This window comes from Desulfosporosinus sp. FKB, from assembly GCF_002196705.1.
Classification (GTDB): domain Bacteria; phylum Bacillota; class Desulfitobacteriia; order Desulfitobacteriales; family Desulfitobacteriaceae; genus Desulfosporosinus.
In genome coordinates, this window is record NZ_NADJ01000039.1 from 548154 (window position 1) to 566590 (window position 18437).

Annotated in this window: 19 protein-coding genes and 1 riboswitch; of the genes, 10 read left to right on the forward strand and 9 right to left on the reverse strand. The window is 40.5% G+C overall.

The window, feature by feature from the left end; translation table 11 throughout:
* The first annotated feature begins 137 nt into the window (after positions 1 to 137).
* Both B5Y67_RS21345 and B5Y67_RS21350 read left to right on the forward strand, forming a co-directional pair.
* Positions 138 to 1538 carry an FAD-binding oxidoreductase gene (locus tag B5Y67_RS21345; RefSeq protein ID WP_088228388.1) on the forward strand — a complete coding sequence of 467 codons (1401 nt, stop codon included), beginning with the start codon at positions 138 to 140 and terminating at the stop codon, positions 1536 to 1538.
* A gap of 302 nt (positions 1539 to 1840) precedes the next feature.
* Positions 1841 to 2215, forward strand: a complete 375-nt coding sequence (locus B5Y67_RS21350; protein ID WP_088228389.1) for a response regulator — start codon at positions 1841 to 1843, stop codon at positions 2213 to 2215.
* A gap of 18 nt (positions 2216 to 2233) precedes the next feature.
* Here B5Y67_RS21350 and B5Y67_RS21355 read toward each other — a convergent pair whose 3' ends face one another.
* Entirely contained in the window at positions 2234 to 2413 is a 180-nt protein-coding gene (locus B5Y67_RS21355) for a hypothetical protein (protein ID WP_088228390.1), read from the reverse strand.
* A 196-nt stretch (positions 2414 to 2609) separates the two neighbouring features.
* On the opposite strand from B5Y67_RS21355, the gene B5Y67_RS21360 reads away from it, so the two are divergent.
* The 4 genes from B5Y67_RS21360 (at position 2610) to B5Y67_RS21375 (ending at position 6772) form a co-directional block, all read left to right on the forward strand.
* A complete protein-coding gene (locus B5Y67_RS21360; protein WP_088228391.1) occupies positions 2610 to 2933 on the forward strand; it encodes a DUF2680 domain-containing protein in 324 nt (107 codons plus the stop codon).
* A 167-nt stretch (positions 2934 to 3100) separates the two neighbouring features.
* Positions 3101 to 3595, forward strand: a complete 495-nt coding sequence (locus tag B5Y67_RS21365; RefSeq protein WP_088228392.1) for a 4Fe-4S dicluster domain-containing protein — start codon at positions 3101 to 3103, stop codon at positions 3593 to 3595.
* A 1-nt stretch (position 3596) separates the two neighbouring features.
* Complete coding sequence (gene cooS, locus B5Y67_RS21370; RefSeq protein WP_088228393.1) at positions 3597 to 5504, forward strand: anaerobic carbon-monoxide dehydrogenase catalytic subunit; 1908 nt, start codon at positions 3597 to 3599, stop codon at positions 5502 to 5504.
* Between the two features lie 14 nt (positions 5505 to 5518).
* Entirely contained in the window at positions 5519 to 6772 is a 1254-nt protein-coding gene (locus B5Y67_RS21375; protein WP_088228394.1) for an FAD-dependent oxidoreductase, read from the forward strand.
* 165 nt (positions 6773 to 6937) lie between these two features.
* On the opposite strand, the gene B5Y67_RS21380 is transcribed toward B5Y67_RS21375, so the two are convergent.
* From B5Y67_RS21380 to B5Y67_RS21400, 5 genes are all read right to left on the reverse strand, one after another.
* Complete coding sequence (locus B5Y67_RS21380; protein WP_088228395.1) at positions 6938 to 7510, reverse strand: NUDIX hydrolase; 573 nt, start codon at positions 7508 to 7510, stop codon at positions 6938 to 6940.
* 405 nt (positions 7511 to 7915) lie between these two features.
* The gene (locus B5Y67_RS21385; protein ID WP_242976071.1) at positions 7916 to 8677 is read right to left on the reverse strand and encodes an ABC transporter ATP-binding protein; all 762 of its coding nucleotides are present in this window, start codon (positions 8675 to 8677) and stop codon (positions 7916 to 7918) included.
* A 3-nt stretch (positions 8678 to 8680) separates the two neighbouring features.
* Positions 8681 to 9763, reverse strand: coding sequence for an ABC transporter substrate-binding protein (locus B5Y67_RS21390; protein WP_088228397.1), 1083 nt, complete (start codon positions 9761 to 9763; stop codon positions 8681 to 8683).
* A gap of 66 nt (positions 9764 to 9829) precedes the next feature.
* Positions 9830 to 10612: an ABC transporter permease gene (locus tag B5Y67_RS21395; protein ID WP_088228398.1), complete on the reverse strand. Its 783-nt coding sequence runs from the start codon at positions 10610 to 10612 to the stop codon at positions 9830 to 9832.
* A gap of 4 nt (positions 10613 to 10616) precedes the next feature.
* Positions 10617 to 10910, reverse strand: a complete 294-nt coding sequence (locus B5Y67_RS21400) for a thiamine-binding protein (RefSeq protein ID WP_088228399.1) — start codon at positions 10908 to 10910, stop codon at positions 10617 to 10619.
* A gap of 154 nt (positions 10911 to 11064) precedes the next feature.
* Positions 11065 to 11174: riboswitch (TPP riboswitch) on the reverse strand.
* Positions 11175 to 11393: 219 nt separating this feature from the next.
* On the opposite strand from B5Y67_RS21400, the gene B5Y67_RS21405 reads away from it, so the two are divergent.
* Positions 11394 to 12890 (forward strand): IMP dehydrogenase, encoded by a 1497-nt coding sequence (locus tag B5Y67_RS21405; RefSeq protein ID WP_088228400.1) that lies wholly within the window; start codon positions 11394 to 11396, stop codon positions 12888 to 12890.
* A 195-nt stretch (positions 12891 to 13085) separates the two neighbouring features.
* Here the strand turns inward: B5Y67_RS21405 and B5Y67_RS21410 are convergent, their stop codons facing one another.
* Positions 13086 to 13571 carry a hypothetical protein gene (locus B5Y67_RS21410; RefSeq protein ID WP_088228401.1) on the reverse strand — a complete coding sequence of 162 codons (486 nt, stop codon included), beginning with the start codon at positions 13569 to 13571 and terminating at the stop codon, positions 13086 to 13088.
* Positions 13572 to 14026: 455 nt separating this feature from the next.
* On the opposite strand from B5Y67_RS21410, the gene B5Y67_RS21415 reads away from it, so the two are divergent.
* Entirely contained in the window at positions 14027 to 14461 is a 435-nt protein-coding gene (locus tag B5Y67_RS21415; protein ID WP_242976072.1) for a hypothetical protein, read from the forward strand.
* 58 nt (positions 14462 to 14519) lie between these two features.
* On the opposite strand, the gene B5Y67_RS21420 is transcribed toward B5Y67_RS21415, so the two are convergent.
* Both B5Y67_RS21420 and B5Y67_RS21425 read right to left on the reverse strand, forming a co-directional pair.
* A complete protein-coding gene (locus B5Y67_RS21420) occupies positions 14520 to 15284 on the reverse strand; it encodes a DUF4367 domain-containing protein (RefSeq protein WP_088228402.1) in 765 nt (254 codons plus the stop codon).
* Between the two features lie 6 nt (positions 15285 to 15290).
* Positions 15291 to 15800, reverse strand: a complete 510-nt coding sequence (locus B5Y67_RS21425) for a sigma-70 family RNA polymerase sigma factor (protein ID WP_242976073.1) — start codon at positions 15798 to 15800, stop codon at positions 15291 to 15293.
* An 803-nt stretch (positions 15801 to 16603) separates the two neighbouring features.
* Between B5Y67_RS21425 and B5Y67_RS21435 the strand changes: the two genes are divergently transcribed.
* Both B5Y67_RS21435 and B5Y67_RS21440 read left to right on the forward strand, forming a co-directional pair.
* Positions 16604 to 16924 carry a helix-turn-helix domain-containing protein gene (locus tag B5Y67_RS21435; protein ID WP_088228403.1) on the forward strand — a complete coding sequence of 107 codons (321 nt, stop codon included), beginning with the start codon at positions 16604 to 16606 and terminating at the stop codon, positions 16922 to 16924.
* Between the two features lie 481 nt (positions 16925 to 17405).
* Positions 17406 to 18245, forward strand: coding sequence for a hypothetical protein (locus B5Y67_RS21440; RefSeq protein WP_088228404.1), 840 nt, complete (start codon positions 17406 to 17408; stop codon positions 18243 to 18245).
* The last annotated feature ends 192 nt before the right edge of the window (positions 18246 to 18437 follow it).

An 18437-nucleotide genomic window follows, 5' to 3' on the forward strand; every position in this document is an offset into this window, starting at 1 on the left:
TGGCTTCAGAGACATTCGGCCAATCCGCACTGCAGGAGTATCGTAATGCGCTGCAGTGTGGCGATAAGCTCGTCCGCTTATCGTTATGGGCAGGGAGCTGTTGTACTTTCGGAAAGTAAAAACGCGGAGGTATTTTCATGAATAACTATAAAACGCTGGATGCTAATGATAGAGAGTTTTTAGTCTCTTTATTAGGGGAAGAACGAGTCTTCACGGGTGAAGCAATTAGTGACGATTTCAGTCATGATGAATTAGGAGGCATCAGTAAACTTCCGGAGGTTTTAGTAAACGTTTTGACCACCGCTGAAGTCTCTGAAATTATGCGCTATGCCTATGAAAACAATATTCCTGTGGTGGCCCGCGGTTCAGGAACAGGTCTTGTTGGAGCTTCGGTTCCTATCTTCGGAGGTATCATGCTGAATATGTGCGGCATGAACAAGATCCTGGAACTGGATGAAGAAAACTTAACCCTCACCTTAGAACCCGGAGTACTCTTAATGGAAATCAGCAAATATGTCGAAGATCGTGATTTGTTTTACCCGCCGGATCCTGGTGAAAAGTCAGCTACCATTGGAGGAAATATTAATACTAATGCCGGCGGCATGAGAGCCGTTAAATACGGCGTAACCAGGGACTATATTCGTGGTCTGGAGATTGTCCTGCCTAACGGCAGCGTTATTAATGTCGGTGGAAAAGTTGTTAAAAACTCATCCGGTTACAGCATAAAAGATTTAATATGTGGATCAGAGGGAACACTGGGCATTGTTACCAAAGCAACCTTAAAGTTAATTCCGCTGCCGAAAAAAGCGATTTCCCTCTTATTACCCTTTCCTGATCTTGATAAAGCCATTAGTACTGTTCCGAAGATTATTAAGTCCAAAAGTACTCCTACGGCCATAGAGTTTATGCAGAGGGAAGTTATTCTTGCAGCCGAGGAATTTCTGGGCAAAAAGTTCCCTGACAACTCTTCAGATGCCTATCTCTTGCTGACTTTTGATGGCAATAGCACCGAAGAATTAGAAAAGGACTACGAGAAAGTGGCTAATATTTGTCTCGAGGAAGGTGCTCTGGATGCCTTTATTATTGATACCGACGAGCGAAAAGAAGCTGTCTGGTCTGCCCGGGGCGCATTCCTGGAGGCAGTAAAAGCTTCCACCACTGACATGGACGAATGTGATGTTGTCGTTCCGCGTAATAAAGTTGCTGAGTTTATTAAATACACCCATCTCCTACAGGAACAATTTAAGGTTAGAATTAGAAGCTTTGGTCATGCCGGTGATGGCAACCTGCACGTCTATGTCTTAAAAGATAACCTTTCTGATGAAGCTTGGCCAAAGAAACTTGCGGAAGTTTTTGACGCAATGTATCGAAAATCTCAGGAACTTCAGGGACTGGTATCCGGAGAACACGGTATTGGCTATGCCAAAAAGCAATACATGTTCGACCAATATGAACCTGAGTATGTAGCGCTGATGAAAAATATCAAATTAGCCTTTGACCCCAAAAACATCCTCAATCCCGGTAAAGTGTGTGAGTAAGATTATACTATGATTGAAAGAGTTGCAGCAAACGACAAAAATTGTTCGCTGCAACTCTTTTCGTTTTCATAGGGATAATTTTAAGATTCCTGAATCTTCGCATGAGTTAGTACCGGTTTAAGTAATTACTTCGCAAGCCAAAATATTCGACTCATTTTCAACGATTTATAACTTATATACCAGCATTTACCAAAACCTTTGCCTTGGCAAATACAAAGCTCAACATCTTTCGCCTGACTCCAGTAGTATACTAGACTTGTTCGATACTACTTGTTCGATAATGACTAAATTGGAGGATTTTCATGGCTAAGATTTTAGTGATTGAAGACAATCCTGCGATCGGGTTAGTTATTCAAATAACTTTAACCGACCAAGGACATCAGGTGGACTTGCGAAAAAATGCCTTAGATGCTTTGACTTTAATGAGAAATGGGACAATTCCCGATTTAATATTAACGGACCTAATAATGAAGGAAATGAGCGGCAAAGATTTAGTGAGAAGAATAAGGGAGGATCATCTATTACATGATCTCCCCGTGGTAATCATTACGGGCTGCTTCCCCGATTCTAAAATCTTACCAGATCCTGACGAATTTCAGGGACTACTGATGAAACCCTTTGATATTAATGACCTGATAACTATTGTTGCTGATCTTACGTCAACAAAAGCTGCCTAAAGACTATTTTGATCTTACCTAATGTACAAGAAACGGTCTAACTTCTTCAAGGGCCTTTTTTAATTCCTCAAGGGCATGTTCATCCATTCTTCCAGAATTACGCATTCTTTGAATTAAGTCTTCAGGAGTAATCCCTTGCATTCGCATAGCTGAAACAATCTCTTTTTCGTCTTTCGTTAAATCCTTCCATTCCCGCACGGTAAACACCTCCAAATATTAAACGAATTGTCGTTCTAGTCTTTGAATTGCCGTTTGGTTCTATTCATAGATTTTAAAGAGTGTTTCGCATACCTTTGAGTTTCACAAATTCTTGACATTTTCTTAAAATTTTCTCCTCCAAAATTGGGCATTCTAAGTTACGTTCCAGTTAAATAACTACAAGGAGGAGTGCAAATTGTTAAGAAAGTTTGCAGTGACTTCATTAACCGTAGCTTTCCTGGCTTTAGGTGCCGGAACCTGTTTAGCTGCTCCGGATCCTGCGAAACTTGATGAGCTTAAAGCCTTAAACCAGCAAATGTTCACGCTGAAAAAGCAAATGGTGGATAAACAATTGGAAGCTGGACTCCTTGATCAGGAAAAAGCAGCCAAAATAAAAACCTTCATTGAAGAGCGTCAAAAGCAGGTTGAAGATGATTTTGCTAAAGGACAATATTCCGGCTTCGGAAAGAAACACGGTCATGGCTTTAGTAAAACAAGCCCTTCTCCAAGTAACAGTTAGTCTTAAGTAACCTTACAGATTATCAACTGGAACAGCCCCTCGGCTTATAAGCTGAGGGGCTTGCTTAATTTATTGGCAACAAAGAATATGGTAAACTCCTTGCAAAAATGCCATAAAATGTAAACCTTTATCGTAAGATAACTTAGGAGTATTAAGGAGGGATAAATGTGAGACATATTTTAGCCAGAAGCGAACTTTGCCTCGGATGCAAGAGCTGTGAACTGGCCTGCGCAGTTGCTCATTCAACCAGCAAAACCTTATTTCAAGCACTTGCTGAACCCAAGTTACCCCAAAAAAGAATCTTTGTCGAGTCCAATGGTGAACAAAATTTCCCCTTGCAATGCCGTCAGTGTTTAGATTCTCCTTGTGTTCATGCCTGTATGAGTGGAGCTATGCAAATTGACATCAAGACTGAGCTTATACAAGTTGACAGCCAAAAGTGTGTTGGATGTATGATGTGCGTCATGGTCTGTCCCTATGGAGTTATTGCTGAAATTCCATCAATCCGCCAAGTAGCAAAGTGCGACCGCTGCCTTGACTTAGATTATAATCCCGCCTGTGTCTCAGCTTGCCCCACGAAAGCTTTGCAGTTTGTGGAGGTTCAGGAATTCACTCACAGCGGGAGAAGGGCCTTTCTAGAATTAATGAAGGGAGTTAATTAAGATGAAGTCTGCAAAATCAATCGATCCTGCCGTTATAGAATTATTGCCCAAAGCCTCTCTGGATGGAGTTGAAACGGTTTGGGATCGTTACGAAGCTCAACAACCTCAGTGTGGCTTTGGGAGCTTGGGAGTTTGTTGCCGGCACTGTGTTCAAGGCCCTTGCCGGATTGATCCCTTTGGTAATGGCCCGAACAAAGGAATTTGCGGAGCTAGTGCGGAAACCATTGTAACACGCAATTTGCTGAGACAAGTGGCAGGCGGGGCGGCAGCTCATGTCGACCATGCCTATGAGGCTGTTGAAGCATTAGAGTCAGCCGCCAAAGGAACGATTAATTACCCCATCGCGGATGAAATGAAACTTAAGCAACTTGCCCAAGGCTTAGGCATAGATGTCTCAGATAAAGACAAACAGGAACTTGCCCTGAAGATCGTTGAAGTTGCTTATAGCGATTTGGCGAACCATGAAAATAAGCCTGTTCAGTGGTTAATGGCTCACGCCCCCAGAGAAAGAATCGGTGTTTGGAAAAATCTGGGTATTCTTCCGCGCAACCCGGATCGGGAAATTCGTGAAGCCATGCACCAAACGACTATGGGAATGGATGCCGACCCCGTAAATCTCGTTTTGGCGACAGCTAAACAAGGTCTCGTAGATGGCTATTCCGGTTTAAAACTAGCAACAGACATGCAGGATATTCTATTTGGAACTCCTACACCCGTTATCACTGAAGCTAATTTAGGGGTTCTCAAAGAAGACTTTGTCAATCTGGTTGTCCATGGGCATGTCCCCCTGCTTTCGGAAAAAATCGTTTATTGGTCGAAGAAGCTTCAAGCAGAAGCTATTGCTGCCGGAGCTAAAGGAATTCAAGTCGCGGGAATTTGCTGCTCAGGCAACGAAGTCTTAATGCGCAACGGCATTCCACTTGCTACGAACTTCTTAGCCCAAGAATTAGCCATAGTTACAGGGGCAGTTGATGCTATGGTCGTCGACGTTCAATGTATTATGCCTTCTTTGGCCCAAGTCGCTTCTTGTTATCATACGGAAATCATCACAACTATGCCGATTGTCAAAATACCCGGAGCAAGCCACATACCCTTTACTTTGGAAAACGCAGATCAGGCTGCTCAAGAAATTGTGCGCAGGGCAATTACAGCTTATAGCCGAAGAGACAAGGAGAAAGTTAAAATTCCGAATCACAAATGTAAGATTATGGCTGGGTTTAGCGTGGAGGCTATCATTGGAATATTGAAAAGAATAGATCCCGAAGACCCACTCAAACCTCTCGTGGATAATATGGTTAAGGGCAATATATTAGGAGTGGTGGGCACAGTAGGCTGCAACAATATCAAAGTTACTCAAGATCTGATCCATGTAGAACTTGTGAAGGAACTTGTGAAAAATAACGTTTTAGTCGTTGCCACGGGATGTTCTGCCCACGCCCTGGCGAAAGCGGGGCTTATGAATTCCGAGGGAACGGAAAAGTATGCTGGGGAAGGCCTAAAGACAGTCCTAACGGCCTTAGGCCAAGCTGCCGGTCTCAGTGCTCCCCTTCCACCGGTCCTGCATATGGGAAGCTGCGTTGATAACTCAAGAATCGGGGATTTAGTCACAGCTATTGCCGCCTACCTGAAAACGGATTCTGCCGCATTGCCTGTGGCTGCAAGCGCTCCTGAACTCCAACATGAAAAGGCTCTAAGTATTGGGACTTGGGCCGTAACCTTGGGACTCACAACTCACCTTGGTGTTGTTCCGCCTGTTCTCGGGAGTAAAATGGTAACCGAGTTGCTTACCAAGGGCCTCAGTGATGTAATTGGCGGAAAATTCTATGTCGAAACCGATCCCCTTAAAGCGGCTGAAGGACTTCTTGAGGATATCCGGGCCAAGCGAAAAAAGCTCGGACTTCCTTGTTAAGGAAGGTAGAAAATATGAGGTACATCGTAGTTGGCAACAGCGCTGCCGGCCTGTTTGCTGTCGAAGAAATTCGCAGGCATGACACCCAGTCAGAACTCCTCGTTCTCACAGTAGAACAAAAGCCAAGTTATTCCCGCTGCCTTACCACCTATTTTTTAGCAGGTGATATTCCCGCTTCCCGACTTTACTTACGGAATGATGATTTTGCTGAACAACTGAACTTGAACATTATTTATGGAGTCAACATTAATAGGGTTAACCCGGTACGTCAGATGGTTCAGAGCACAGACGGGCGGGAGTGGCATTATGATAAACTTCTGTTTGCTATGGGATCTTCGGCAAAAAAACTCACCATTCCCGGTAAAAGTCTTCCGGAAGTTTTTACTCTGCGTACCCTAGAGGATGCGGAAGCCATCAATAAGGTCATAGAACGAGGATCGAAAAAAGCTGTCGTCGTCGGAGGAGGTTTAGTCAGTTTAAAATGTGCTTACGCCTTGAGAAAACGGGGACTTGAAGTCATTGTAGTAGTCTCCTCCGGACAGATCCTCTCTCAGATGCTTGATGACAAAGCTGCCGGTATCATCGAAAATCATTTAAGAGCAAACGGGATTCAATTTCTTTTCAAGACTGAGGTGATAGCTATTTCAGGCAAGGACCATGTGCAGGTTGTCCTGCTCTCACCTCAAACAGAACTTGCCGCTGATCTAGTAATCATAGGTAAAGGCGTATGCCCTAATATTGGCGAACTAAGGCAATGCGGCTTTAATATTGGCAAGGGGATTCAGGTAGATGCTTTTATGGCCACCAACCTGCCCAATATTTACGCAGCCGGGGATATTGCCGAAACCTGGGATATAGTTCGCCAAACGTTCACAGTAAACGCCACCTGGCCGAATGCAGCGACTCAGGGCAGAATTGCCGGAGCAAATATGTGCGGAGTCCATAAAGTTTATCCGGGATCATTGAGCCTAAATTCGGTTGACTTTTTCGGCCTCTCAGCCATGTCTGCCGGTATTACCAAGCTTAATAAAGCCATGGAAACAGGAGATTGGGAAGAAGAACTAGCGCAAGGAATCATTGATGGCAGAACCGTCTACCAAAAACTAATTTGGCAGGGGGACGTCCTCAAGGGCTTTATCCTCGTTGGTAACACCTCCCAGTGTGGTGTTTTGACAGCTTTAATCAAATCAGAGCGGCCTTTAACCCAGGCCCAAAAGAAAGTCGCACTGGGGAAACGGGGAAGCTTAGCAGCGGAACTGATAATGTGAACATGCTCCCACCACTGGCTTGTTCACCTCCCTTGTGAGTTTATTATGCTAAAACGAAGAGACAATAATTTGTTGAGAAACGCAATTCATCCCCTCCCTAATCGTTTGCGACGATTTGAGGAAGGGGACGAATTGCTGACGTGGTTTAAGCCTTCAATACTTTGTTTACAAATTAAGCGGAGAATCAGGCAAATCCTTGATTTTAGCTATTAGTTTCGTATAGACCTTATGCATATGAGGTTCGGTACTATAGGTGTTGATTTCAGCTAAAGGAATCCATTTAACGCCGCTGTTTTCATCTTCCTTAACCCTGAGCAAATCCTTTTCATCCGCTTCGATTAAGAAAGCAACGGATAAATGCAAGTGAGGGGATACGTAAATTCCGCGTTTTATGTGTCCTAAAACAGTTAATATATCCAAGGAAAAAATAGCGTTGGAAACCGGATGAATAGTCTCTACGCCCGTCTCTTCCCTCAGTTCTTTTATTGCTACAGCCAATAAATCTTCATCCCCGTCAGCATGGCCTCCTATCCATGACCAGGAGTTATAAATATTATGATGGACCATAAGCACCTTATCTTTGCGACTGTTGACCGTAAAGGCCGAACAGGTAATATGTGCTGCTTCATTGTTCCTCGTCAAAATATCTTCAAATGCTTCTGCGCAAGATAAAAAGACCTCTTTATCCTTCGCTTCTTGTTCATTATAGGGAGAATATTGCTTTATTAATTCAAACATGTTCCTCTCTCTTTCTTTATAACTTCTAATAACTTACTCTGGTAACTAAAACCAGATTAATCTTCCTTGCCAAAAATATCCCTTATTTTTCTTTATCATAATACAACGCGGTTTCAGCTATATGACATTGCATTACATCACTTAACATTGACACAGCGGCGAGACACTCGGCATGGCCAGCAGCTGCGCTGCATTTATGCTCAGAAAGTTTATACTTCCTGATAGTAAAAGAGACCGGGATCAAACCCGGTCTTTGGCGACATCTTTTCCAATTTTATCAGAATCGAAGGGAAGGGGAATCTTCTCTGTGTTGTCTGGCTTCCGTGACTTGTTGTTCGTTTTTTTAGCCATAGCCAATTTACCCCCTTTAACGTTTCACAAATAGGATTCTCTGATTAATAAATTCTATACATTCCTTTTTCCATTCAACAAATCTAACAAGTGTTTTTTAATGTTAATGGCTTCACTGGAAAGGAGAAGGTCCTGCTCACGAGGCCTGGAGAAGGGAACTTGGATCTTATCTAAAATTCGAGCAGGGCTATGGCTTAGAACAACAGCTTCATCTGACAAAAGAATTGCTTCTTCAATATCATGGGTAATAAAGACAACCGTCGGACGGCTTTGGCTCCACACATTAAGAAGCCATTCCTGCATTTCCCGCCGGGTCAAAGCATCCAGTGCTCCAAAAGGTTCGTCCAGGATCAAAGTATTCTGTCCAAATAGAAAGGTTCTTAGAAGGGCTCCCCTTTGCCTCATTCCACCGGATAATTGATGCGGGTAATGCTCCGCAAACTTACCCAACCCGAAACGATCGAGCCAGTGGCGTGCTGTCTCCCTGGATTTACGTTTATCCTCACGACGAATATCGCTGCCTAAAGCGACATTGTCCAGCAATGTACGCCAGGGCAATAGTAAATCTTTTTGAGGCATATATCCCACTTGACCCGGGATACCCTTAATGGATCGGCCCTCTAAAAAAATATCACCTTGAGCAGGGACCTCCACTCCGGCGATCAAATTACAAATCGAACTCTTTCCACAACCGGAAGGACCAATCAGAGATACGAATTTTCCCGTTTCTACCTCAAGGTTAATATTTTGCAAAACATCCAGAACAGATTTTCCGCCGTCCTGATAAGACAAGGACACATCTTTAAGTACTAGCATAATCTAAGCCTTGGGCAGGAAGTTATTAGTAAACGCCTTATCTGTGTCGATCATTTTATCCAGTAGTTTGTGATCAAACATCCATTGAGCATAATTGTGCCAAACAGAGGCTTTCTGGACGCCCCATTGTGAAGCATCAGCCTGATACTGCTGACTAATCCAGGCTTGACTCTTCTTGATAAGCTGCTTATCTTCTTCCGGTGCGTTCTTGATCAGAATGTTAGCCGCATCATCCGGGTTTTTAATAGCATATTGGTAGCCTTCACTGACAGCTTGAGTGAAGCGGCGAACAACATCGGGTTTTCCCTGAATCATTTTTTCACTTGTAACTAAAACAGGCGTATAATCGTCAAGTGCCGGATTAATATCTTTCAGCCATATCATATTGAGAGGTGTACCGGCCAATTCAGCCTGAATCCCTTCCCAACCATAGAAAATCCAGGTCAGATCGATAGAACCTTTTGACATACTGGCAATGGGATCAGCATCTCCAATATTTATCATTTTGACTTTATTAAAATCCGCATGTTCCTTCTCCATCAAGGCTTTAATGGTTTCTGTCTCCGACGGCAGACCCCAGCCGCCGTAAGTCTTACCTTCAAAATCCTTCGCAGTTTGGATATTCTTACTCTTCAGTGAAGCAAAACCCGATGTGTTATGCTGCAAGATTGTAGCTATAGAAACTAAGGGCAGCCCTTGGACGCGGGCATCGGTAACCTGTTCCTGAGCGCTTATTCCGAAATCGGCTTTGCCGGTCGCCACTAACTGTTCCACCGTCCCTTGGCTCGAAGGAGGAACGATTTGGACATCCAGGCCCTCCTTGCTAAAATACCCTTTATCTTTAGCCACATAGAGACCCGTATGATTTGTATTTGGTGTCCAGTCCAACATAATTGTCACTTTGTCTGGTTGAGCTGCCGGCTTTGTCTGCGCAGATTCTGTTGCTTTCTGCGTGCTTGTGCTGCATCCGGTTAACAAAAGGAGAGCACATAAACTTGCCGCCAGCGTTACACTTAATACTTTTTTAACATGCTTTATTTTCTTTCGTCCGCCCACAATTTCTGATTTAAACAATGGTTTAATCATAATTCCTACTCCTTTTCCGCAACTTCTTTAAAACCTGGAAATGTCATAAGGTTCAACTTGACGATTTTAATCTTCCTTAGTATGTAACCAAGGTAAAGCAAGGCGCCGAATTACCGCGATTAAAACAAAGTAAAATAGGCTTAATACTGTAATAGCGACAATTGCGGCAAATACCTGATCTGTTCGAAATGAATGCGACGAACGTGTTAAATATACTCCTAAACCGGAACTAGCTCCAAGCCACTCGCCAATCACTGCTCCCATAACACTATAGGTTGCAGCTATCTTCAATCCCGCAAAAAAAGATGGTAAAGCATTGGGCCAACGAATCATGTACAAGATTTGCCAGCGTGTTGCTCCCATACTCTTAAGCAGATTAAGCAAGTCATCATCACTGACCTCTAATCCTTCTATTAAACTCACAGCGATTGGGAAAAAACATACTAGGACAACAGTGACAATTTTGGGCAGAAGGCCATAACCCAACCAGAGAATCAAAAGCGGGGCAACTGCAATAAGAGGCACCGTTTGGGACACAATCAACAAAGGATAAAACAAACGCTTAATTAGAGGCGAAAGTACCATTGCCACCCCTGCCACTAAACCCAAAGCTATTGACAAAACAAACCCTGTAGTTGTTTCAAAAAGTGTTGTCAGGGTGTGTGTCCAAAGCAACTCTCTAGTGTTCCAAAAGGCTTTCAGTACAGCTATAGGAGAAGGAATCAGCCAGAGAGGCAATTTAAAATAGGAGACAATGATTTGCCAAAGGGCCAAACAGATTACTGAAAATACGATTGTCGGAATACTATCACGCCATTTTTTCTGGAACCGCCTTGATTTCAATGGCATTTCCTTACTTCTCCCGGTATTTTTTGATCTTTTCTTCAATGGTCGTTTTACCAGGATTATAGTCCATCTTAATATACGTCATAACCCTGGAGGCACCAGCTTTTATACAGGCATCCTGTGCCTTTCGTACAATAGCCCACAGTTCATCGGGTTCCCCTTCCATGGTTGTTTCCATCGGCCCAACCTCATAGGTTACACCACTGGCTGCCACAACAGCGATTGCTTCATCGACAACTTCAAAAAGCCGATCGTCTTCAACTTTTGGCAACACCTGAAATGCCATCATAATTTTAGCCACTCCAGACCACTCCTTATAATTAGTATCATTTAGCAATCAAACTGAAACCTTCTCGATACAGATTTCCTTCGGCATATCAACTAGATACTTCCCATCCAAAAATTCTGCCCGTTTTCTGGAGAAATTACGAAAACCGCACATGACATGCGCGGTTTACTTTATCTCAACACGTTTCCTCCGCTGGCATTATCCAGATCAGGTTCGGTCGGCAGTAACTCTAACCACCCTCTCAGCCTAATTTCTTAAGCTCCCGTTATATTCAGTTTATGCCTTCCTTTTACAGTAGCACACATGGGGGGATTGCACAAGCATATTTATTAAAACCTGCTTCAAACACTTTTAACATTTGCTCAACCATCCTCACATCTTGATATGGTAAAATAGATCATGTCTTCAAAGGTTTTAGGATTGACAATACCTAACTCTTCATATAGACTAGTAAAAATTCTTCGTTTGAAACCTTTAGAACAGGGAGTGTTTAAATTGGCTTATTACTATGAAGATGCGTCGAGAACGTTTAGCGAATATTTGCTCGTTCCAAATTTGACAAGGACAGATTGTATACCCAGTAATGTTAATCTCAAAACACCTTTGGTTAAATTTAAGCGCGGTGAAAAATCCCCTCTGGAGTTAAATATACCCTTTGTATCTGCAATCATGCAATCGGTATCTAACGATAGTTTAGCCATTGCTTTAGCAAGATGCGGAGGGCTTTCTTTTATTTATTGTTCACAGCCGATAGAGGAACAAGTCGAAATGATTAAGAAGGCCAAACGATTTAAAGCCGGTTTTGTGGTTAGTGATGCCAACCTTACGCCTGAACATACGCTGAAAGATGTTATACAGCTTAAGAAGAAGACCGGCCATTCGACCATTGCCATTACTGAAGACGGCACTTCCTCAACAAGATTAATGGGACTCGTGACAACTCGGGACTATCGGATTAGCCGGGATGTTCTGGATAAGAAAGTTTCCGAGTTTATGACCCCGTTATCGAAACTTATCGTAGGCCAAGAGGGCATTAGTCTCAGTGAGGCAAATGATATTATATGGGAACACAAACTCAACAACCTGCCCATTATTGATAAAAATCAAAACCTGCTCTATTTTGTATTCCGGAAAGATTACGATGATCATAAGGAAAATCCTTATGAATTATTGGATTCGGAAAAACGCTTTGTCGTTGGAGCCGGAATTAATACCAGAGATTATGAAGAGAGGGTTCCCGAATTAGTGAAAGCCGGCGCCGATATTCTGTGTGTTGATTCCTCCGACGGGTTTAGCGAGTGGCAGGGAAAAACCATTGCCTATATTAAGAATAAATATCAGGGAAGCGTCAAAGTTGGCGGCGGCAATGTTGTTGACCGTGAGGGATTCATGTATTTAGTAAACTCCGGAGCTGACTTTGTTAAAGTTGGAATCGGCGGAGGCTCTATTTGCATTACCCGAGAACAAAAAGGCATCGGGAGAGGCCAGGCCACTGCGGTTATTGAAGTCGCTAAAGCACGTGATGACTATTATAAAGAAACAGGGATATATGTCCCCATATGTTCTGACGGCGGAATTGTCCACGATTATCATATTGTCCTGGCACTGGCCATGGGCGCAGACTTTGTCATGATGGGAAGATATTTTGCTCGTTTTGACGAAAGCCCTACCAAGAAGGTAAAAATCGGCAGCAATTATGTCAAAGAATATTGGGGTGAAGGCTCTAATCGAGCCCGCAATTGGGAAAGGTATGACTTAGGGGAAGGGGATAAACTCCATTTCGAAGAGGGAGTCGACAGTTATGTCCCTTATGCGGGCAGATTACAAGATAATTTAGAGGGAACTTTAAGCAAAATCAAATCAACAATGTGCAGCTGCGGAGCAATCAGCATTGAGGAATTACAGCGAACAGCCCGTATGTCGTTAGTTTCCTCCACAAGTATTATTGAAGGCGGCGCCCACGATGTAATCCTAAAAGAGAACAATTATTGAGGTTCTAGGCAACTTATAAAAAGTACTACAAAGCAAAAGACTGGGGCAGACTCGGTCTTTTGCTTTGTTTTTTAAGGCCCATCAATTATTTTAAAGTTTTATGCAACTTCGATAAGAAGCAAAGAGAGGAGGTAAAATTGCTCTCCTCCTCTTAGATGACCAGCTTTATTATACATTAACTATGAAAAAATTTACTCACTCGGTTACATAAGTTGGGGCAATCAATTTTAAAAATGTATCAATTTTTTTATTATCCAAAGTGGATTTTAGAATAGTATAGTAATTTTTGTTTATGAGTATTGGATCACTAAAAGTTATATCCACTACTTCTTTATTATTGATATAAAATACAGCCTCATGAATCCACCCCGTGAAAGGCTCTGGGTTCTTCGTTTTCTCGACCACATATCCATCTAAGTAATCCATAAACGTTTTAATATCTTGTTTATCTTCAATTGTCAGAGGTTTATTTAATCCACCTCTTCCATCATAGAAAATAATTTTTGTTATGTCTTGGGGATCTACATTGGTTACATCTTGTATAGTTTTTTCTTCATAGTTAGTACTACTAGATGAAGTAAGAATTGACTCTTCTTTAACCAGCCCTCCAAGTACAACAATGTTATACTTTGTAATTTCATGATCATCTAAATAATTTTTTTTGTAATACCGAATTATCACCAACCAAAAGCAACGGGTTACAATTTACACCTGCTAAAGCACAACCTGATAGCCCATCGTCAAAATAGTCACCTGAAGTTAAATAAATTGTATCTAGATCCATTTCACTCTTAAACTTATCAAGAATAGCCAAGCCCATGCTTCTAGCTATTATCAGAGAATTTGGCGACCTCCCTTTTCATAATTTTATTCTCTCTCTTTATTAGAGGTTTCTTATGCCAAAAAGGTTACAAGTATTTTAAGACTTTAGCATATTTTTTAGGGTTAATTATGGTATTCTTCTTGAATTTTATTAGGGTATACAAACAAGAATAGCCCCCTCATCATCAGGGAGGCTCACTTTTTAAAATAGCTAACGACTTAAAATTAAAAAATTATTTCAAATAGTTCATAAAAATTGTAACCTTTTCTGCCACCAAACGCTCTATAATGTAAAATACTGAAAGGGGTCATGAATGATGAAAAAACTAATACCTGTACTTCTAGTTATCTTTATGTTAATGTCGGTCCAATCAGCTTTTGGAGAAACATTATCCGAACCAAATAGTATGGCAGTCGCTGTTCCCAATGTTTATCAAAACATTTCAGGTGGGCAATGTACAATCGTAAATAATGGTGGGGGTTCCATCAATATATCTGGCTGGACTTCGACTTACACTGCAGTTACACAAGTTGGAGTACAACTCAATATTCAATATTTATCGGGTGGTCAATGGTATACACTAAATAGCTACAGCTATTATAGCCCTAATTCGGCCTACGTCTATGGAGGAAAGTCATTGTCGGTATCTAAAGGATATTATTATAGAGTTTTAGCAAATCATACAGCAATAAAAGGCTCCTTAAGTGAAAGTGGTCAATCATACTCTGAAGCAATCTATGTGCAATGATAATCAAACGTTATAGGGAATAAGGAAACACCACGGGCCCATATAGGTATCCGTGGTGTTATTTTATGGAATTTGCGATCTTGGTGATTTCCTCCTCCGTTATAATACCGCGTATCTGTAAAACAAGGCCGCGCTCTTGCCAATCTAAAAGATTTACGCCATTTTTACTCATAAATAAAAGTGCCGGACTTCCGTTTATCGCAATATCCTTAACTTTGGTATCATCAGTATCATATAACGAACCACGAGAAGTGCTGTTAGCGCTATTTTGCTGGTTAAATATAACGACCTGATTATTCACGATATACTCAGTAGAAACCTGATATACATCTCCTCCCAAAGAGGTAAGCAATATTCGTTGAGTTTTCGTTTCTGGCGGAAGATAGCTTGGAGTAGCCAACTTAAAAGGTATTGACGCTTGAGCTTGTTCGAGAGTAACTTCTTTTTCTATATTTTCGCCTAGGTCTTGTAACTTTGGCTTGCCGAGATCCGTTGGTTGGCTGTAAGTTTCAGTTTTATCTTGAGTGGTCTTGCCAACGATATAATTGAAAAATTCGGCAATCTTTCCCCCAAGGGCATTTGCATTGCTAGGGTAGAGAAAGTTCAATGAAACAAAAGATATAACAATCGCTGCAGCTGTCATAAGAACTCTTTTTCGTGTCTGTTGATTCTTGTACTGTTTAGAAATCTCGTCATTGTCTATAATGCGTTGTTTAATCTTCTGCCACTGACAATCGACGTCTGGAACTTCAATGCTGGAAGTCAACTCTTTGGACAATTGGTCTGTTATTAATTGATCAATCTCTTTTTCTGATAAAGCCATTGAGTTTCAACCTCCTATAGATTTAATATCGTTATCCATTAGTTCCCGGAATTTCTCCTTCGCCCTATGTAATCGCACTTTTACGTTTGATATATTAATGCCTAATAAAGTTGCAATTTGTTTTAGGGGTAAATCAGCATAATATTTAAGCACTAAAATTTCGGCATCCTGTTGTTTGAGTTTATTCAGAACGTTGTTTATGTCCTCTTTTAATTCTATATTGTCTATCTTATCTGGAAATCTTTTTGTATCTAAAATTGAGGTAATTGTACTTTTATTTCTATCCTTGATTATTCGTTTTGCTTCATTAAGTCCAATAGAAATAACCCATGATGCAAATTTTTCCTTTGAGCTTAGTTGACCTAATTTGCAATAAGCTAATGTAAACGCTTGTTGAACTGCATCTTCAGTTACCAACTTATTGTTGGTATAAAAATAAATGGCCCGGTAAACCTTCTCATAGTTTTGCTTAACAAGTATTTCGAATATATCAAGGTTAATACCATTATCTTTCAATTTTTCACCCCCTTTAAGTTATTCTCTAATCATTAGACAAACCCTTCAAATGTTAGCGTCAAATAACTTGGTGGATAGAAAAAGAGCAAAAACTCCTGTAAACTAAGTTTTTGCTCTTTTGGCAGGCTTCTTGACTTCTGGACTCCATGGAAGGTAATCTTCAAGAAATTCTGGATGCTCGCCAAATTGTACTCCAGGCAACTCGCCGAAGACATGCAAAGTTCCTCAAAGGCAAAATTCATTTTAAATTGTTCATAAAAGTTGTAACCTTTTCCGCCGTTAAACACTCTATAATGTAAAATACTGAAAGGAGTCAAGAATGATGAAAAAACTAATACCTGTACTTCAAGTTATCTTTATTCTGATGTCTGTCTAATCAGCTTTTGGAGACACTTTATCCAACATAATAGGATGGCTGTCGCGATACCCAATGTGTATCAAAACATTTCAGGCGGCCAATGCACAATCGTAAATAATGGTGCGGGAACTATCAATATATCAGGGTGGACTTCAACCTACACTGCAGTTACTCAAGTTGGAGTACAACTCAATTCAATATTTACTGGGTGGACAATAGTACACTATAAATAGCTTCAGCTTCATTGTCGGTATCTAAAGGGTATTATTATAGAGTTTTAGCAAATCATACATCAATAAATGGTTCATTAAAGAGAAAGTGGTAAATCATACTCGGAAGCAATCTATGTACAATGATAATCACAAGACATAGATGTGCGGGGAAAGTACTGGTAATTGCGCTTCTACCGTGACAAAGAAAACAAAAGGAGAAAAAACGTGTAATAATGAATATTAAACAAGATATAATCCCTTTGTGTGAAAATTGTTACTTGGATCCTTCTATGGATATATTAATCAAAAATAATATTAATGTTCCCTTATCTAGAATACAGTGTAGGCTTCTTTACTTTTTAACGTTAAATATTGGAAAGCCTGTTTCTACAGAAGCTTTAGTAAATTATGTATGGGGATCAGAAAAATATATCGAACGCCAGGAATTATATGTGTATATAAATCGCCTCAGAAATATTTTAGAAGACAATCCCAAATATCCTAAAAGATTATTGTCTCTTAGAAGTTTTGGGTACATATTATTTCCTGGGTAAAAATAACTTATTTAAAGACTTTAGCAAGAAAGGCCTTAAGAAGGATGTGAAGGAAATTGATTTCAGCTCCAATTGTTTCTATGTTTTTATTTTTTGATCTAGTTTTAATAATGAGAGCAATTCACAAGGAAGATCTTTCTGGTATAGTTTTATATACTATTTTTGGGGTATTAATGACTGGTTATGTAACGCTTATGATAGTATCTTTATGTGCTAACCCTCATTAGTTATTATATTTCTATCTTTAGATAGCTAGCGATCTATTTTGATCGCTTTTTTTGTTCTCAAAAACTATAAATGTTGTAAGAGAAACCGTATTTAGTTATATTAACAAACTGTAATGATTATTTTTCTAAATATAGTGTTAATATCTAATTAGTCCATTTTATCTAATTATTTTTTTGCTCATTAGTTCTAAAAAAGGGAGGTGACTATTTATACATTTCATTTGCCTAAAAAATATTTAAAGGAGCTGAACTCTATGAAAAAAATTAACAGAATAGCAGCGCTGACATTAACAATTATTTTATGCGTAGCCAATTTTGCCTTTGCGTCACCTTCTAAAGAACAAAGTGCGCCGAATTCAACGATAATAAAAGAGTATACGCTAATTAATCAGCTTAAAGCTAAAAGTGATTCACAATTATTGAATCAAGGCTTTAAGCCACAAGAAATTCAGTCATTAAGGAATCTCGATTACGTTCAACATATTAAGGATTTAAACAAGGAAAATGATGAACAATTAAAATCTATAGGGTATACAAGTGACCAAATTAAAATGATTAGAAATTATAAAGGAACTGAAGCTGAAACCATGGCGTTATCGGCAAGCCTCACTTTTTATGCGAACTATTCAAATGCTAGGGCCAGTAGTAGTAATTCTGGTGCGGAATATAACATCTATTGGAGCTGGAGTTCAGAGCCTTTTTGGACTCTCACTGATTATATCGGTGTAAGTTGGAGCGATGGATTCTATACGGACACGAATACTTCGTACATGGATGTTACCTATGTTAATGGAAGTTCACAGATAAGTAGAACATACACAAGCAATATAAGTGCCCCAGGAGCAGGATGTGGCTTTTCTTTCCCATTAATACAGGCAGATCAGAATTTAAACAAATGTTGGGCTAAGAGCGGGAGTGGTACAGTATTCTCATATTATCCGGGATTAAAGCATTCTTGCGAATATCTAATTAAGTATGGACATACAATTATTACTGTAGCTGGAGCAGGAATTAATATAAGCGGGGTTCCAAGTATTACATTTAAAGGTCAATGTGGCGAAGAAGGAACAAGCAGTGGACATTGGTCCATGTAATTAGCAGTTATATATCAATTAAGTCTCTTAGGTTCTTTAAAAAATCCGAATCAGGTGTATGTGATTTAATTACTGAAGTTTCGCACCTAATAAATCAGCTCTAATTCCGGCTTAATTGGGTCAAACAGATATAAAAATTCCGCATGAACACAGGGTTTTGGTATAATTTGATTGCGTACAAATCTACCAAAA

Excerpts from the sequence above, each read along its gene's own strand:
- B5Y67_RS21345 (WP_088228388.1), top strand. The coding sequence starts at position 138 with ATGAATAACTATAAAACGCTGGATGCTAATGATAGAGAGTTTTTAGTC.
- B5Y67_RS21350 (WP_088228389.1), top strand. The coding sequence starts at position 1,841 with ATGGCTAAGATTTTAGTGATTGAAGACAATCCTGCGATCGGGTTAGTT.
- cooS (WP_088228393.1), top strand. The coding sequence starts at position 3,597 with ATGAAGTCTGCAAAATCAATCGATCCTGCCGTTATAGAATTATTGCCC.
- B5Y67_RS21375 (WP_088228394.1), top strand. The coding sequence starts at position 5,519 with ATGAGGTACATCGTAGTTGGCAACAGCGCTGCCGGCCTGTTTGCTGTC.
- B5Y67_RS21380 (WP_088228395.1), bottom strand. The coding sequence starts at position 7,510 with ATGTTTGAATTAATAAAGCAATATTCTCCCTATAATGAACAAGAAGCG.
- B5Y67_RS21385 (WP_242976071.1), bottom strand. The coding sequence starts at position 8,677 with ATGCTAGTACTTAAAGATGTGTCCTTGTCTTATCAGGACGGCGGAAAA.
- B5Y67_RS21390 (WP_088228397.1), bottom strand. The coding sequence starts at position 9,763 with ATGATTAAACCATTGTTTAAATCAGAAATTGTGGGCGGACGAAAGAAA.
- B5Y67_RS21395 (WP_088228398.1), bottom strand. The coding sequence starts at position 10,612 with ATGCCATTGAAATCAAGGCGGTTCCAGAAAAAATGGCGTGATAGTATT.
- B5Y67_RS21415 (WP_242976072.1), top strand. The coding sequence starts at position 14,027 with ATGATGAAAAAACTAATACCTGTACTTCTAGTTATCTTTATGTTAATG.
- B5Y67_RS21420 (WP_088228402.1), bottom strand. The coding sequence starts at position 15,284 with ATGGCTTTATCAGAAAAAGAGATTGATCAATTAATAACAGACCAATTG.
- B5Y67_RS21435 (WP_088228403.1), top strand. The coding sequence starts at position 16,604 with ATGAATATTAAACAAGATATAATCCCTTTGTGTGAAAATTGTTACTTG.
- B5Y67_RS21440 (WP_088228404.1), top strand. The coding sequence starts at position 17,406 with ATGAAAAAAATTAACAGAATAGCAGCGCTGACATTAACAATTATTTTA.